The 12,978-nt window shown below is 63.9% G+C and carries 14 protein-coding genes; 6 read left to right on the top strand and 8 right to left on the bottom strand.

The features are described from left to right. The first annotated feature begins 116 nt into the window (after positions 1 to 116). Both rpmG and IC761_RS15740 read left to right on the top strand, forming a co-directional pair. Entirely contained in the window at positions 117 to 284 is a 168-nt protein-coding gene (gene rpmG, locus IC761_RS15745) for a 50S ribosomal protein L33 (protein WP_045008041.1), read from the top strand. A gap of 48 nt (positions 285 to 332) precedes the next feature. Next, on the top strand, positions 333 to 911 hold the full coding sequence (locus IC761_RS15740) for a hypothetical protein (RefSeq protein WP_246791531.1): 579 nt from the start codon (positions 333 to 335) through the stop codon (positions 909 to 911). 9 nt (positions 912 to 920) lie between these two features. On the opposite strand, the gene IC761_RS15735 is transcribed toward IC761_RS15740, so the two are convergent. From IC761_RS15735 to IC761_RS15725, 3 genes are all read right to left on the bottom strand, one after another. Continuing rightward, the gene (locus IC761_RS15735) at positions 921 to 2,036 is read right to left on the bottom strand and encodes a DUF6745 domain-containing protein (RefSeq protein WP_195804103.1); all 1,116 of its coding nucleotides are present in this window, start codon (positions 2,034 to 2,036) and stop codon (positions 921 to 923) included. Then, positions 2,026 to 2,370, bottom strand: coding sequence for a DUF8820 family protein (locus IC761_RS15730; protein ID WP_210338535.1), 345 nt, complete (start codon positions 2,368 to 2,370; stop codon positions 2,026 to 2,028). Before IC761_RS15730 ends, IC761_RS15735 begins: the two co-directional genes overlap by 11 nt. Positions 2,371 to 2,446: 76 nt before the next feature. Then, positions 2,447 to 3,841, bottom strand: coding sequence for an ammonium transporter (locus tag IC761_RS15725; protein ID WP_195804102.1), 1,395 nt, complete (start codon positions 3,839 to 3,841; stop codon positions 2,447 to 2,449). Between the two features lie 646 nt (positions 3,842 to 4,487). Here IC761_RS15725 and IC761_RS15720 point away from each other — a divergent pair. Then, positions 4,488 to 5,714, top strand: a complete 1,227-nt coding sequence (locus tag IC761_RS15720; RefSeq protein WP_195804101.1) for an acyltransferase family protein — start codon at positions 4,488 to 4,490, stop codon at positions 5,712 to 5,714. A gap of 107 nt (positions 5,715 to 5,821) precedes the next feature. Continuing rightward, positions 5,822 to 7,669, top strand: coding sequence for a tetratricopeptide repeat protein (locus IC761_RS15715; protein WP_195804100.1), 1,848 nt, complete (start codon positions 5,822 to 5,824; stop codon positions 7,667 to 7,669). Positions 7,670 to 7,731: 62 nt separating this feature from the next. Here IC761_RS15715 and IC761_RS15710 read toward each other — a convergent pair whose 3' ends face one another. The 3 genes from IC761_RS15710 to IC761_RS15700 all read right to left on the bottom strand — a co-directional run bounded on the left by IC761_RS15710 (position 7,732) and on the right by IC761_RS15700 (position 8,559). Next, positions 7,732 to 7,947, bottom strand: coding sequence for a hypothetical protein (locus IC761_RS15710; RefSeq protein WP_438265138.1), 216 nt, complete (start codon positions 7,945 to 7,947; stop codon positions 7,732 to 7,734). Positions 7,948 to 8,008: 61 nt separating this feature from the next. Next, positions 8,009 to 8,251, bottom strand: coding sequence for a transcriptional regulator (locus tag IC761_RS15705; RefSeq protein ID WP_195804098.1), 243 nt, complete (start codon positions 8,249 to 8,251; stop codon positions 8,009 to 8,011). 98 nt (positions 8,252 to 8,349) lie between these two features. Further along, on the bottom strand, positions 8,350 to 8,559 hold the full coding sequence (locus IC761_RS15700; RefSeq protein ID WP_195804097.1) for a cold-shock protein: 210 nt from the start codon (positions 8,557 to 8,559) through the stop codon (positions 8,350 to 8,352). Positions 8,560 to 8,995: 436 nt separating this feature from the next. Here IC761_RS15700 and rpsU point away from each other — a divergent pair, with 436 nt between their 5' ends. Further along, positions 8,996 to 9,271 (top strand): 30S ribosomal protein S21, encoded by a 276-nt coding sequence (gene rpsU / locus IC761_RS15695; RefSeq protein WP_195804668.1) that lies wholly within the window; start codon positions 8,996 to 8,998, stop codon positions 9,269 to 9,271. A gap of 277 nt (positions 9,272 to 9,548) precedes the next feature. On the opposite strand, the gene IC761_RS15690 is transcribed toward rpsU, so the two are convergent. Next, the gene (locus tag IC761_RS15690; RefSeq protein ID WP_195804096.1) at positions 9,549 to 10,781 is read right to left on the bottom strand and encodes an MFS transporter; all 1,233 of its coding nucleotides are present in this window, start codon (positions 10,779 to 10,781) and stop codon (positions 9,549 to 9,551) included. 130 nt (positions 10,782 to 10,911) lie between these two features. On the opposite strand from IC761_RS15690, the gene IC761_RS15685 reads away from it, so the two are divergent. Further along, positions 10,912 to 11,523, top strand: a complete 612-nt coding sequence (locus IC761_RS15685) for a TetR/AcrR family transcriptional regulator (protein ID WP_195804095.1) — start codon at positions 10,912 to 10,914, stop codon at positions 11,521 to 11,523. A gap of 69 nt (positions 11,524 to 11,592) precedes the next feature. Here IC761_RS15685 and IC761_RS15680 read toward each other — a convergent pair whose 3' ends face one another. After that, positions 11,593 to 12,966 carry a PleD family two-component system response regulator gene (locus IC761_RS15680; protein ID WP_195804094.1) on the bottom strand — a complete coding sequence of 458 codons (1,374 nt, stop codon included), beginning with the start codon at positions 12,964 to 12,966 and terminating at the stop codon, positions 11,593 to 11,595. Positions 12,967 to 12,978: the final 12 nt, after the last annotated feature.

Genomic DNA, 12,978 nt, shown 5'->3' with positions numbered 1-12,978 from the left:
TTTTGGGTGGTTTTGGTCCGCTAAAACCTTGACATCAGGCGGTTTCTGGCTAGGTTGCCGGCCAACGCGGGCCGTTTGGCCGGCTCCAGATTCCCTTCATTTTTGAGGTCCTGAACATGGCCAAAGCGGTCACCATCAAGGTCAAGCTCGTGTCCTCGGCTGACACCGGCTTCTACTACGTCGCCAAGAAGAATTCGCGCACCATGACCGACAAGCTGGTCAAGAAGAAGTACGACCCGGTCGCGCGCAAGCACGTCGAATTCCGCGAATCCAAGATCAAGTAAGAAGATCAAGCAGGATCGCGGGATACGCTACGGACTTTGACGGGGCCCTTGGGGCCCCGTTTTTATTTTGCGGCCGATGGTCGTAACTTTGCGGCCATGATCGCGACGCTCGACGAGGGCAATGCCGGTGGCTATTCGGTCGCCTATGGCCGCGACGACACCTATTTCCCGGTCTACGTCACGGCGGCGCTGGCCGCGATCTTCTGCACCGCCACGTTTCTCACCGGCGCGCTCTATTGGCTCGTGCTCGCAGCGCTCGCCGCCGGCTTCACCTATTACAACATTCCGCTGCTCGAGACCGGCCGGCCGACCATCGGCGCCAACCAATACGGCCTCTTCATCCAGGCCTTCGGCCTGATCCGGTGGCGCGCCATCGAGCGCATCGATCTCGTCGAGATCGCCGAGCGCGCCATGACGGTGCATGAGCTCCAGATCGTCTTGAACGTGCCACTCTCGAGCGCGCTGGTGGTCGACTGGCGCAAGCAGCCGTCCTGGCGCTGGCTGATGCGCCTGCCCTGGCGGATGAGCCACACCAACATGGTGCGGATCAATGTCGAGCCGTTCGATCAGCCGCCCGACACGATCCATCGCACCTTCCTGCGGATGTGGCGCTATTACCGCAGCTGACCAGACAGCTTACGTCCTCATCACGAGGCCCGCATAGGCCTCGGCCCGCAGGCCGTAGGTCCATGCGACCGCTTCGCGCGCGGTGCGCAGATTGGCCGGCACCTGGAGGAAGAAATGCCGGCGCGTGCCGTCCGGCTCGGGCGTGGCGTTGACGACCTCCACCGCGGCCCAGGCGTCGGCTGCGAGCCAGTTCCGCCGCCACAGCACGCCGGTCTCGTCCTCGGCGATGCGGGTGGCGCCTCCGAGCGCGACGTAGCGTTCCGGCGTCATGATCTCGATCATGCAGCGGCGCACCTGGACGTCGATCTCTGCGTCGATCGCGGCAAGCGTAATCCGGTCCTTGTGCGCGATGATCCAGCGGGGCACCTCCACCCCGCGCCAAGCCCAGATCGACCAGCCATCGGGATAGCGCAGCGCCGGGCCGCTTGGGTGATGCAGCCGGTCACGCGCGTCACCGCACAGCAGGTTCGGCCGCTCCGCGAGCCAGCAGATGTGCTCATGGGGTTGCAGCCAGCCGACGCTGGTTGCGAGCTGCATCAGGCCGCGCAGCGGCTCCGTCTCCGCGCGCAGGCCAAGCAGCTCGCGGACATAATCGAAAGCGCCGAGCCACGACAGATCTTGCGGGCCTGCCGTACAGGACGCAAAGCTGCGGGGAGCAACCAGCGCCTCCAGGAGCCCCGACCACGACAGGCCGTTGCGGCGAAGCTGGCCCAGCACCGACAGGTTTTTCTCCGGAACGTTCCGTGTCACCGCCTCGGTCGCCGCGGCGGCGAGCGGGTCGTCGGGATTGACTGCGCTCTCGACGGCCGCAAGCATTCTCCGGGAGATCCGCGCCGCAACCGACGCGGCAACGTCGCGATGCACATCGTCGACGAGGCGGGCGCGAAGGTTGCGGCCGTCGTCGCGCGAGATCCGGCCGGCAAGCTTGGCCAGCGCCATCGGACCGTGGCACCAGACGATCCGCGCTGGCGACGCAAGCCCCGCGGCTTGATAGGCAAGCCGCACGGCCTCCTCGGCGGCGCTGCGATCGGCCGGCGCGGTCGCGCGCCGGATCGCAGCCCACCGCGCCCGAAAATCACCGAGCGCGCTCCGCTGCTCCGCCGTGAGCGCCCGTTCAATCGGCAAGGACGCGCGCATCCCGCGGGCCGAGTTCGCGCTGGCGGCGCACGCGGTAGGTGCCGCGCGGCAGCGTCAGCGGCGCGTGCTCCTCATGCGTCACCCGCGCATAGGCCGAGGCAACCCTGAGATGCCCGAGATAGAGCCCGGCCGGAATGTCGCGCGCCAGATCGTCGTCACGGAACAGCGTCGTGCGCTCGCCGATCGCATGACAATGTCCGGTCGCCTCCCCCTCCAGCAGCACCAGCGGAACACCCTCGGCAGTCTCGGCGAGCGTTCCCGATGGCGCTACATCTCCTACCCGCTCGATCAGCAGGTCACCTTGCGCAAAAATTTCAGTCATCGTTCCCTCTCCCGTGCCGGCGCACCCGCAAGGTCGGCGCGGGTGGCCGGATTCGTTCAACGTTGTTGTCGGCCGTTCAGTGCACGACCTCGCCATGCAGTGCGAGGTCGAGGCCGTCGCGCTCCATATCCTCCGAGACCCGCAAACCGACGAACAGCTTGACCACATACAGGATGATCAGGCTGACGACGGCGTCGTAGACGAAGACCGTGGCAACACCGATGCACTGGTTGACGAACTGGCCGGGATTTCCCTCCAGCGCGCCCGCGGTGCCGCCATATTGCTCGACGGCGAAGACGCCGGTGAGCAGTGCGCCGACGATGCCGCCGAGGGCATGGACGCCGAAGCAATCGAGCGCGTCGTCATAGCTGAACATCGCCTTCAGCCCGGTGCATCCCCAGTAGCACATGACGCCGGCTGCGATGCCGATCACGAAGGCGCCGACCGGGCCGACGAAGCCGGACGCGGGTGTGATCGCGACGAGGCCCGCGACCGCGCCCGAGCAGAGGCCGACGACGGTCGGCTTGCCCTTCAGCGCCCACTCGACCAGCATCCAGGTGAATGCCGCGACCGCGGTCGCGATCTGCGTCACCAGCATCGCCATGCCGGCCTGCATGCCTGCCGTCACCGCCGAGCCCGCGTTGAAGCCGAACCAGCCGACCCACAGCAGCGAGGCGCCGATGAAGGTCAGCACCATGTTGTGCGCCGGTCCGGTCTCCTTGCGCTTGCCGAGCATGATGGCGCACATCAGGCCCGCCACGCCGGCATTGATGTGCACGACGGTTCCGCCGGCGAAATCGAGCACCTTGACCCAGGCGGCGTCGTTGCCGGCGGAGAAGATGCCGTCGGGGCCCCAGACCCAATGCGCGATCGGCGCATAGACGAAGATCGCCCACAGGCCGATGAACCAGAGCATCGCGGAAAACTTCATCCGCTCGGCGAAGGCGCCGGCGATCAGCGCCGGCGTGATGATCGCGAACGTCATCTGGAAGCAGATGTAGACGCTTTCCGGAATCGTCGCCGCGAGCGGATTGGGATTGCCGATCCCGCCCTTGCCGATATCGCTGAGGATGTCCTTCAGGAACATGCGGTCCAGCCCGCCGATGAACGGCGTTCCGGCGCGGAAGGCCAGGCTGTAGGTCAGGATCGCGAACAGGATGGTAACGAGGCACGTCACCGCAAAGCTCGTCATCACGGTGTCGCCCACGTTCTTCTTGCGCACCATGCCGCCATAGAACAGCCCGAGCCCCGGCACCGTCATCATCAGCACCAGCGCGACGGAGGTCAGCATCCAGGCGGTGTCGCCGGAATTGGGCGTGCACTTCTCCAGGATCTTGCCGCCGCAAGCCGGCGGGCCCGCGTCCTCCGCGAGCGCAACGTCGCCCAGCGCAAGGTAGAGAAGTGCAATTCCCAACAGCGCGACCACCAGCGTCGCGAGCCTTTGGCGCGTGGATGTTCTTGCTTCCATCATCATCCTCCCAAGTCGCCTGAGATGTCGTCCGGCATTGCTTGAAACCGACGAGACGAACGAACGCGCGGGCGCGATGCACCGGCGCGATCAGCTCGGATGTTCGGGACAGAATTTCTAGGGATACGACGTCTCGGGATACGATGCCTCGGGACACAATGATCGCGTCTCGGCGCGATGAGGTCGTCGAGCGTCGATGGCTGGAGACTGGCAGCGACCAGCCTCATGGCTTATCGGCCTTTCCCTTGTCGCCAGATCGGAAAACGTCAGAGACGATTCCAAGTCCTGATCAAAAACAAGCAAGATTCGCACCATCGACGCGGCGCGATCAACCTGCTGAACGCGCTTCGATTCTCGTTTGCTGCTGTGCGGCACGTCAAGCGCACGCTGCTTCACGCAGCGGCGTCTCGCCCAGCGATTGGGCAGATGCGGACGATTCCCGCGCCGCCTTCGGAGCGCGACCGCGGATCAGGATGAGCTGGCACCGTGACTGCGATAACGCGCCTTACGTCACACAGCACGGCACGCTAACCCATTCCAAAATTTACGTATTTCGTCGCCGCCCGGAGAAGTGTGACGTTCCTCAAAGAGCTTCGTGACGGCCTTCAATATCACCTGCGGGATCGTTTCATGACTTTGGAATTTTCCCGTGAAAAACCATTTTCCCCTGCTCGATCCGCTGCGCTTCGCGACGGCTCTCGGTGTCGCCATTTTTCACCAGATGTTCTGGTCCTGGGCCTGGGTGTCGATCGGCGTCCCCGGTTTCGAGCGCTACGTGGCTGCCGATGTCATCTACCCCTCCGCCGCGCCCTTCACATGGTTCGGCTGGGTCGGCGTTGAAATCTTCTTCGTGATCTCCGGCTTCGTCATCGCGAATTCCGCGTGCAAATCTTCGCCGGGCGAATTTCTTCTGGGTCGCGCGCTCCGGCTTTATCCGGCGGTCTGGGTCTGCGCCACCACGAGCCTGCTTGTTCTGCTCATTTTCGGCAGCGGATCCGCGTCCCAATTCATTGTGCCCTACATCCACGCCATGCTGATGGTTCCCAAGGGAGTCACCGGTCAGTGGCTCGATGGCGTCTACTGGACGCTGGCAGCCGAGACGGCGTTTTATGGCCTCGTGTTCTGCGCGATGCACACCAAGAAGGTCACCTTGCGTCACCTCGCCTGGGGTCTCACCATCTACAGCGCCATCTTTAACGCGATCGCGTTGCTGATCCTGTCATGCACGACGCCGGACGACTTGCCTTATCTCATCATTCTGATGTTTCGGGTGCCGGCCGCGGCATTCCTGCTGACCCATGGCTGCTTCTTTGCGCTGGGCATCTGGCTGTTCATTTCCGCGAACAGGAAATTGACGGCGCTCGAGCAGGTCGCCGTTGCCATCACCTGTCTTTCGGGCGCCGCGGAAATCTACTTCTTCGCCTCGTTCTTTCTGACCAGCATCCCCGCGATCGCGGATCAATCGGCTCTTGTGCCGATCGCGGTCTGGGCGGCTGCGGTGCTCCTGATTGCCTTTATCGCAAACAGAAGCAGGAACAGGCGCGCTGCGGGCATCGCTTCTCCTGAGGCTCCGGCCTATTGGAGAACCCTCGGCCTCATCACCTATCCGTTCTATCTCCTGCACAACATCACCGGCTCCGCGATCATTCATTTCCTGGTCGATGCCGGCCTGGATGCCACCGCGGCCCTGTGGATCCAACTTGGTCTGCTTGTCCCGGTCTGCTGGTTCATCTCTGCGAAGGTCGAACCGGCGGTCAGAGGCGTGATGACACAGACCCTCTCCTATTTCGGAAAGCTTCCGAACAGGCTGCCGGCCTCGCGCCGCCCGGCCTTGTCCCGGGGCCTGCGCCTTCCGCGGCCTGTCCCGGCAAGGTGAACGTCACGGCGTGGTGACCGGCGCCCCACAGGGCGCCGGTCTGCAACAGCCCCGCACAAGGCAGGCGTGCTGGACTGGTCGCCACTTCGGATCATTTCCAGCCGTTCATGAATCGCAGAGAGCGCCGGGCCGCGGCCAAGCAATCCGGAAAGGTCACACCGGCGGCGCTCTGCCAGGCCGGCTTCGCCCATTTTCAATCCGGCCGGATTGCCGAGGCCGAGCTGTGTTGCCGGCAAGCGCTGACGTTGGACGCCCAACACGCGGATGCTCTCCATCTGTTGGGCGTGCTTTGTTTTCAGGCGCAGCAGCATGACGCCGCCGCGGAATGGATCGGACGCGCCATCAAGCAGGCGCCGAAGGCAGAGTACCTCCTCAGTCTCGCCACGGTGCTGGAGCGGCAGGGCCACCTCGAGGACGCGCGGCAACACTACGCCAAGGCCTTGATCCTCAAGCCAGAGGATGCCGGCCTCTGGAATCATCTCGGCAATCTGCTCTGGCAACTCGCGCACAGGGACGAGGCCGTGCTGCATTTCCAGCAGGCGCTGAAGCTGCATCCGCAATATTGGGAGGCCGCGCAAAACTGCGGCATGCTGCTGCTCGAGCTCGGCCGGCATGCGGAAGCCCTGAAATGCCTGGATATCGCCGCGGAACTCAATCCAAACTCCGCAGCCCTGTATCAAATGCGCGGCGTTTGCTGCGCGGAGGTGAACCGGCTCGAGGAGGCCGAGGCCGACTACGAGCGGTCCATTGCACTCGACCCCGGCCTCGCAGAGACGCACAACAATCTCGGCCTGCTGCATTGGAAATGGGGTCGGCTGGAACAGGCCTTTGCCTGTTTCGACCGGGCGCTCAAACTTCGACCGGATTTTCATGCGGTGCTCAACAACAAGGGCGTGGTGTTGTTGCATCTGCAATTGCTGGATGACGCTTTCGCGACCTTTCACAGAGCCTTGGCGGTCGCCCCGAACGACGCGCAGACGCTGTTTTACCTGGCGACGCTTCAGCTCCTGACCGGAGATTTTGACGGAGGCTGGCTTGCGCGCGAAGCGCGTTGGCGGCTTCCTTCCGTCGGTCTGGTCGATCGCGGCTTTTCCCAACGCCTTTGGCTTGGCGACCAGCCGATCGCAGACAAGACCATCTTGCTTCACTCCGACGAGGGATTGGGCGATGCCATTCAGTTCGCGCGCTATGTGCCCATGGTGGCGGCGCTCGGAGCCAAAATCATCCTGGAGGTCGAGCCGCCGATCCAGCAGCTCTTGGGTGGCATCACCGGCATTGAAAAGTGCATCGGCCGATCGCCTGCGAAGCCGCCGGCTTTCGACCTGCACTGTCCCCTTGGGACCCTGCCATTGGCGTTCGGGACGCGGCTCGATACGATCCCGTTTGCGCAGGGCTACGTGCCTGCGCCCTCAACGACGCGCGTGCAGGCGTGGGAGAACCGGCTCGGCCCCCGCAATCGCTTCCGCGTCGGCCTCGTCTGGTCGGGAAATCCAAATCACAAGAACGATCACAATCGATCGATCGCGCTCCACACGCTTGCGCCTCTGCTCGATTGCGACGTCCGGTGGATCAGCCTGCAAAAAGGTGTCCGGGACCAGGACCGGGCGTTCCTCAGCGAACGTCCTGACATCGTCGATCTGACCGAGCATCTGACGGATTTCAGCGAAACGGCGGCACTGATGGGCTGTCTCGATCTGGTGATCTCGGTCGACACCAGCGTCGTTCACCTCGCCGGTGCGCTCGGCGCTCCAGTCTGGACGCTATTGCCCTTCAACCCGGATTGGCGCTGGCTGCTCAACCGCAGCGACAGCCCATGGTATCGGTCGATGCGGCTGTTCAGGCAACCGAAGCGAGGCGACTGGACCAGCGTCTTGGACGACGTTCGGCGCGAACTCGATGGCATGGCGTCCGCATGGCGATCGAGGCAGCATCGGGCTTCGCTGCTGCCTGCCTGATTGAGGCGCGCGAAGGGCGGCCCGCTCGGCTTATCGACGCTGTCGGCGCGCTCCGCCTCAGATTAGAGCATCGAGAGCACGACGATCCCGTCTTCAAGTTCGCCCGAAGCAAGCCGCGCTCGCGCGATCCGCTCGAACTCCGTCCGATATTTGTGAAGATAGCTGAAGGCCTGCTTGTCGGTTTGAAACGTCGTTGTAAGTCGGCATATCTGTCGCGCCGCGCCGATCGCGAGGGTGAAGGTAATCGTTCCGCTTCCGTCGGACTTTGCTCTGGGCACGATCAACACTCTCCGGCTCGTGACTCGGTGCTCGACAATCCATCGACGGCATTGACGCCGGCTATCGCGGCGACTTCCTTGTCCGTTTCTTTGGGGCCGGTGACGGCAGGCTCAGTGCAAGTGCCGCGTCGGCGACTTCCTTGGCCTCGCGCAACTCGCGCAGTCGCGCCATGTTCTTTCGGACCTCGATCGCCTGCCGTTCGACATCCGCGATCGCCCGCACGCCTTCTTCGGCGGCCAGCCGCTGACGATCGGCGCGTGCCATCGCTGCAGGCGACGGTTCTGCCGATTTCCTGGCGCTCATCCTTCACCCCGTTCCGCAACAGACGAAACCCGCTCAATCCGGGGGATCGAGCGGGCAGTATTGCCGTTCCAGTACATCCGTGAAACGGCGCTACGAGATCAGGCCAGCGAGAGGTTCTCTGCGCTGACTTTGCCCCGCATCTTGTCGGTCTTGAGCTCGTAATTGACCTTCTGGCCCTCGGCGAGACCCGAAAGACCAGCGCGTTCGACCGCACTGATGTGAACGAACACATCGCTGCTGCCATCGTTCGGCTGGATGAATCCAAAGCCCTTTTGGCCGTTGAACCACTTCACGGTACCTGTCGTCATTTTCATCTCCAAAGCGCGCAAGCGCGTACCGCGCGGTAATCACGCGGTGATTTCAACTTCGTCGATGTCTTTGGAAAAGGAGCCCGCGGGCACGTTCAACAAGGCACAGCGGCTAATCGAATAGGCTCAATATACATACCTTTCGGTTTTTTGCAAGGAAGAAAGCCAGTTTGTTTTCGGCGCGACGTTCCCAGCGCCGGCCGGGGGGCAGTTCCAGATGAGATGTCGGCGCGCGACGGTCTTTATCGATTGACTTAGACTGGCAGCGGTGGTCACGTCGCCTCCACTGAACCGCATCGCCGCGATGGGCAAACCTGCTCGTTCGAGGCCGGCGAAGAGATGCGCGGTTGCTCTCATTCTCCCATTCGCAAAAAATCTCCTGCGCAATTGGCTGCGTGCAGGATCGCCCCCTTTCGCAGCCCAGCGAGGAGTTTCAATGCAGGTTCTTGTCCGCGACAACAACGTCGACCAGGCGCTTCGCGTTCTGAAAAAGAAGATGCAACGCGAAGGCGTCTTTCGCGAGATGAAACAGCGGCGCGCCTATGAGAAGCCTTCGGAGAGAAAAACGCGCGAGAAGTCCGAAGCTATTCGCCGGGCCCGCAAGCTCGCCCGCAAACAGGCGATCAGGGAAGGTTTGCTGCCTGCGCCTCCGAAGAAGAAGCTTCCGGAGCGCAAGCCGCCGCTTCCGCAGACCTCCGGGCCCGCAGGCTAGAGGGACTAAGCGGCAGGGGCACTGTCCGTTACAGCCTCGAACTGGATCTGGCGCCGCCCTCTTCGTCAGGAACAGCTGATCGGCGCCGATGTTGAAACGGTGCCAAATCGGAAAGCCGCCGCAGTGACACGCTATTATTTTGGCATCAGCGACAACACCGGCCGCTATCCCGCTTCCCGTTGTGACCTCGTTGCGTGTCCGCAAGGGGTGTCAAATGCGACCAAGCTCCGCGGCGTTCGCTCCAGACTCCTGAGCGGACGCTCATAACGACAAAGCCCTACGCCGCCTTCAGCACCGGTGGCTGCGACGGCCGGATCAGCGCGAACGCGACCTGGATGATGCCGCCGGCCAAGCCCAGCGCCACGCCGATGCGCCAGGCCATGTTGTAGGACCCGAGCGAGTCGTAGATCACCCCTCCTCCATAGGCGCCGAGGAAGCTGCCGATCTGGTGGCTCATGAAGGCGAGGCCCTGGATCATCGCCTGCCAGCGCAGCCCGAACATCTCGGCGACGGCGCCGGCGACCAGCGGGCCGACGCCCATCCAGAGGAAGCCCATGATGGCGCCGAACAGCAGCGTCGAGAACGGCGTCGCCGGCAACATGAAATACCAGGCGAGCGCGAGCGAGCGCAGGATGTAGATGCCGCCGAGCAGCGCCAGCTTGTTCCAGCGCTGGCCGGCCCAGCCGAAGAACAGCGAGCCCAGCACGTTGAAGCCGCCGATCATGCCGAGCGTCTGCGCGCTCAGCATTGGATCGAGGCCGCAGATCGCGAGATAAGACGGCAGATGCGTGGTCAGGAACACGAGCTGCATGCCGCAGACCAGATAGGCGCAGGTCATCACCACGAAGGAGGCATTGCCGAATGCCGCGGTCGCCACCGACGCAGCCGTGGCATCGCCAATGTCGTCGGCGGCCGGCTTCGGCAGAGGGATTTTGTCGACGCGGCCGGCATACCAGGCTGCGGGGATCATCAGCACCGACATCACGACGAAGCCGGCAAGTCCGATGCGCCAGCCAAAGCCTTCGTTGAGCATCTGCCCGATCGGCGCCGACAGCAGCGCGCCGAGCGAGCCGGCGCCGGAGACAATGCCGAGCACGGTGGAGCGTACCGTCGCCGGCACCGCCCGCGCCGCCACCGACATCGCGATCGCGGCCGCGGTGCAGGCAAGCGAGGTGCCGATCAGCACGCCGGCGCCGATCATGATGCTGACGAGGCCGTTGGCCATCGCCATCAGAATGAGGCCCACGATGTACATCAGTGAGCCGACGATCATGATCGGGCGAAAGCCGTAGCGCACCGTCATTGCGCCTGCGAGCGGCTGGAGAAAGCCCCAGGCGAGGTTTTGCACCGCCAGCGCCAGCGTGAAATCCGAGATCGAAATGTGGATGTCATGCGTCAGCGGCTGCATGAAGATGCCGAGCGACTGCCGCAACCCCATGCTCAGCGTCAGCATGATCGAGGCGCCGATCAGGATCGGCAATGTCGGACGCAGGACCTGCAACAGGGGCATTGTTGTTCTCCCTCGTGGGCACGGCAGGCGTGCCGGCATCTGCAATTCGCGCTGATTTTGATTACACAGACCTGTGTACTTAGGCTATAGAAGGCCGGTGCTGTCAAGCAAACAGGATTTGCGCTGCCGCATGGCTCCCCCGACGACCCCACAGACGATGAAGGAGCGGATCCTCGAGACCGCCGACAAGCTGTTCTATCTGCAAGGCATTCGCGCCATCGGCGTCGACACCATCGCGGCCGAGATCGGCATCTCCAAGCGCACGCTCTACAACCACTTCCCCTCCAAGGACGCGCTGATCGCGGCCTATCTGGAGCGCCGCTTCGTCCACGCCCACCCGTCCGACAAGCCGCCGGCCGAACAGATCCTTGCCACCTTCGATTCGCTGGAGCGGCGCTTCGCGGCCAAGGATTTTCGCGGCTGTCCGTTCGTCAACGCGGTCGCCGAGCTCGGCCCCGCCGATCGCGCGGTGAAGAAGATCGCCATCGCCTTCAAGGAAAGCCGCCGCGTCTGGTTTCGGGAGCGGTTGATCGAGCTTGGCGTTACGGATTCGGACGCGCTGGCAACCCAGCTCGTGCTGCTGGTCGACGGCTCGATCGCCCAAGACCTCGTCCGCGACGACCCCGCGATGGCCCGCGCGGCGAAGGAAGCGGCCACGGTGCTGCTGCGGAATGCGGGGGTGGATGTGGGCGGTGGTGGTGGTGCAAAGCCGATGAAGGGACGCAAGCCCGCGTCACAATAATTGCCGTCGTCCCGGCGGAGGCCAAGCCTCCGCCGGGACGACAGCGAGAATGAGGCAGCGCCCCTTGCCTTACGCTGCCTGTGACACCACGCGATTGCGCCCGTCGTGCTTGGCGCGATAGAGCGCGGTGTCGGCGCGCTTGAGGACGTCGGCGACCGCCTCGCCCTTCTGCTCCAGCGTGGTGAGCCCGATCGAGATCGTGACCTCGATGCGCTTGGTGCCCTTGTGGACGGCGAACGGCTCGCCCGCGATCGAGCGGCGCAGGCGCTCAGCAACCATGCCGGCGACATGGAGATCGGTCTCCGGCATCACGATGACGAACTCCTCGCCGCCATAGCGGCAGGCGAGATCGATGCCGCGGATCGATTTTCGCACGCGCACGGCGAACTCGCGCAAGACGTCGTCGCCGGCATCGTGGCCGTAATTATCGTTGATCGACTTGAAATAGTCGATGTCCAGAATCATGAGCGCAAGCGGCTTGCCGCGCGTGGACGCCTGCTCGGCGAGCGTCGCCAGATGGCTCTCCATATAGCGGCGATTGTGCAGGCCGGTGAGCGCGTCGGTGATCGCCATCTCAATCGAGTTCTGCACGTTGTCGCGCAGATGGTCGGTGTAGCGGCGGCGGCGGATCTGGGTGCGCACCCGCGCCAGCAGCTCGGTCTTGTCGATCGGGCGCAGCAGATAGTCGTTGACCCCGATCTCGAGGCCGCGAAGCAGCCGCGTGGAGTTCTCGGCCTCCGCAATCGCAAGGATCGGCACGTGACGGGTGCGCTCCAGCGAGCGCGCCTGGCTGCACAGCCTGAGGCCGTCGAAATTGTTCAGATCGAGCGAGACGATCAGCAGGTCGTAATTGCCCTCGGCGGCGTGGAACAGCGCTTCCGTCGGATTGGGCTCGACGTCGATGGTGTGCTCGGCGGCGAGGATCGTCGCCAGCCGCTCATAGGAGGACTCGCGGTCGTCGACCAGGAGGATGCGGCCGCCCTTGCCGGTGTCGGCAACCGCGCTGCGCTCGGGCGCCTGCATGCCGATCTCGAGCGAGGTGATGGCGCGCATGCGCAGCTCGTCCGTCATCATCTTCAGCCGCGTCAGCGAGCGCACGCGCGCGATCAGCACGACGTCGGAGACGGGTTTCGTCAGGAAATCATCGGCGCCCGCTTCCAGGCCGCGATTGCGGTCGGCCGGGCTGTCGAGCGCGGTGACCATCACGACGGGAATGTGGTGCGTGGCCGGATCGGTCTTGAGCCGGCGGCAGACTTCAAAGCCGTCCATATCGGGCATCATCACGTCGAGCAGGATGATGTCGCATTCGGCGCGGGCGCAGATCGCCAGCGCCTCGGTACCATTCGAAGCGGTCATCACGTCGAAATATTCGGCGGACAGACGGGCTTCGAGCAGCTTGACGTTGGCAGGAACGTCATCGACGACCAGGATACGCGCGGACACTTTGAGCTCACT

This window comes from Bradyrhizobium commune (assembly GCF_015624505.1).
In the GTDB taxonomy this organism is placed as follows: domain Bacteria; phylum Pseudomonadota; class Alphaproteobacteria; order Rhizobiales; family Xanthobacteraceae; genus Bradyrhizobium; species Bradyrhizobium commune.
The sequence above is the reverse complement of the archived record's forward strand: the minus strand, read 5'-3'. Positions and strand labels throughout refer to the sequence as shown.

What these genes read in the sequence shown, in the direction of transcription:
- IC761_RS15705 (WP_195804098.1), bottom strand. Translation starts at nt 8,251, where the DNA reads ATGAGCGCCAGGAAATCGGCAGAACCGTCGCCTGCAGCGATGGCACGC.
- IC761_RS15725 (WP_195804102.1), bottom strand. Translation starts at nt 3,841, where the DNA reads ATGATGGAAGCAAGAACATCCACGCGCCAAAGGCTCGCGACGCTGGTG.
- rpsU (WP_195804668.1), top strand. Translation starts at nt 8,996, where the DNA reads ATGCAGGTTCTTGTCCGCGACAACAACGTCGACCAGGCGCTTCGCGTT.
- IC761_RS15685 (WP_195804095.1), top strand. Translation starts at nt 10,912, where the DNA reads ATGGCTCCCCCGACGACCCCACAGACGATGAAGGAGCGGATCCTCGAG.
- rpmG (WP_045008041.1), top strand. Translation starts at nt 117, where the DNA reads ATGGCCAAAGCGGTCACCATCAAGGTCAAGCTCGTGTCCTCGGCTGAC.
- IC761_RS15700 (WP_195804097.1), bottom strand. Translation starts at nt 8,559, where the DNA reads ATGACGACAGGTACCGTGAAGTGGTTCAACGGCCAAAAGGGCTTTGGA.
- IC761_RS15715 (WP_195804100.1), top strand. Translation starts at nt 5,822, where the DNA reads ATGAATCGCAGAGAGCGCCGGGCCGCGGCCAAGCAATCCGGAAAGGTC.
- IC761_RS15690 (WP_195804096.1), bottom strand. Translation starts at nt 10,781, where the DNA reads ATGCCCCTGTTGCAGGTCCTGCGTCCGACATTGCCGATCCTGATCGGC.
- IC761_RS15730 (WP_210338535.1), bottom strand. Translation starts at nt 2,370, where the DNA reads ATGACTGAAATTTTTGCGCAAGGTGACCTGCTGATCGAGCGGGTAGGA.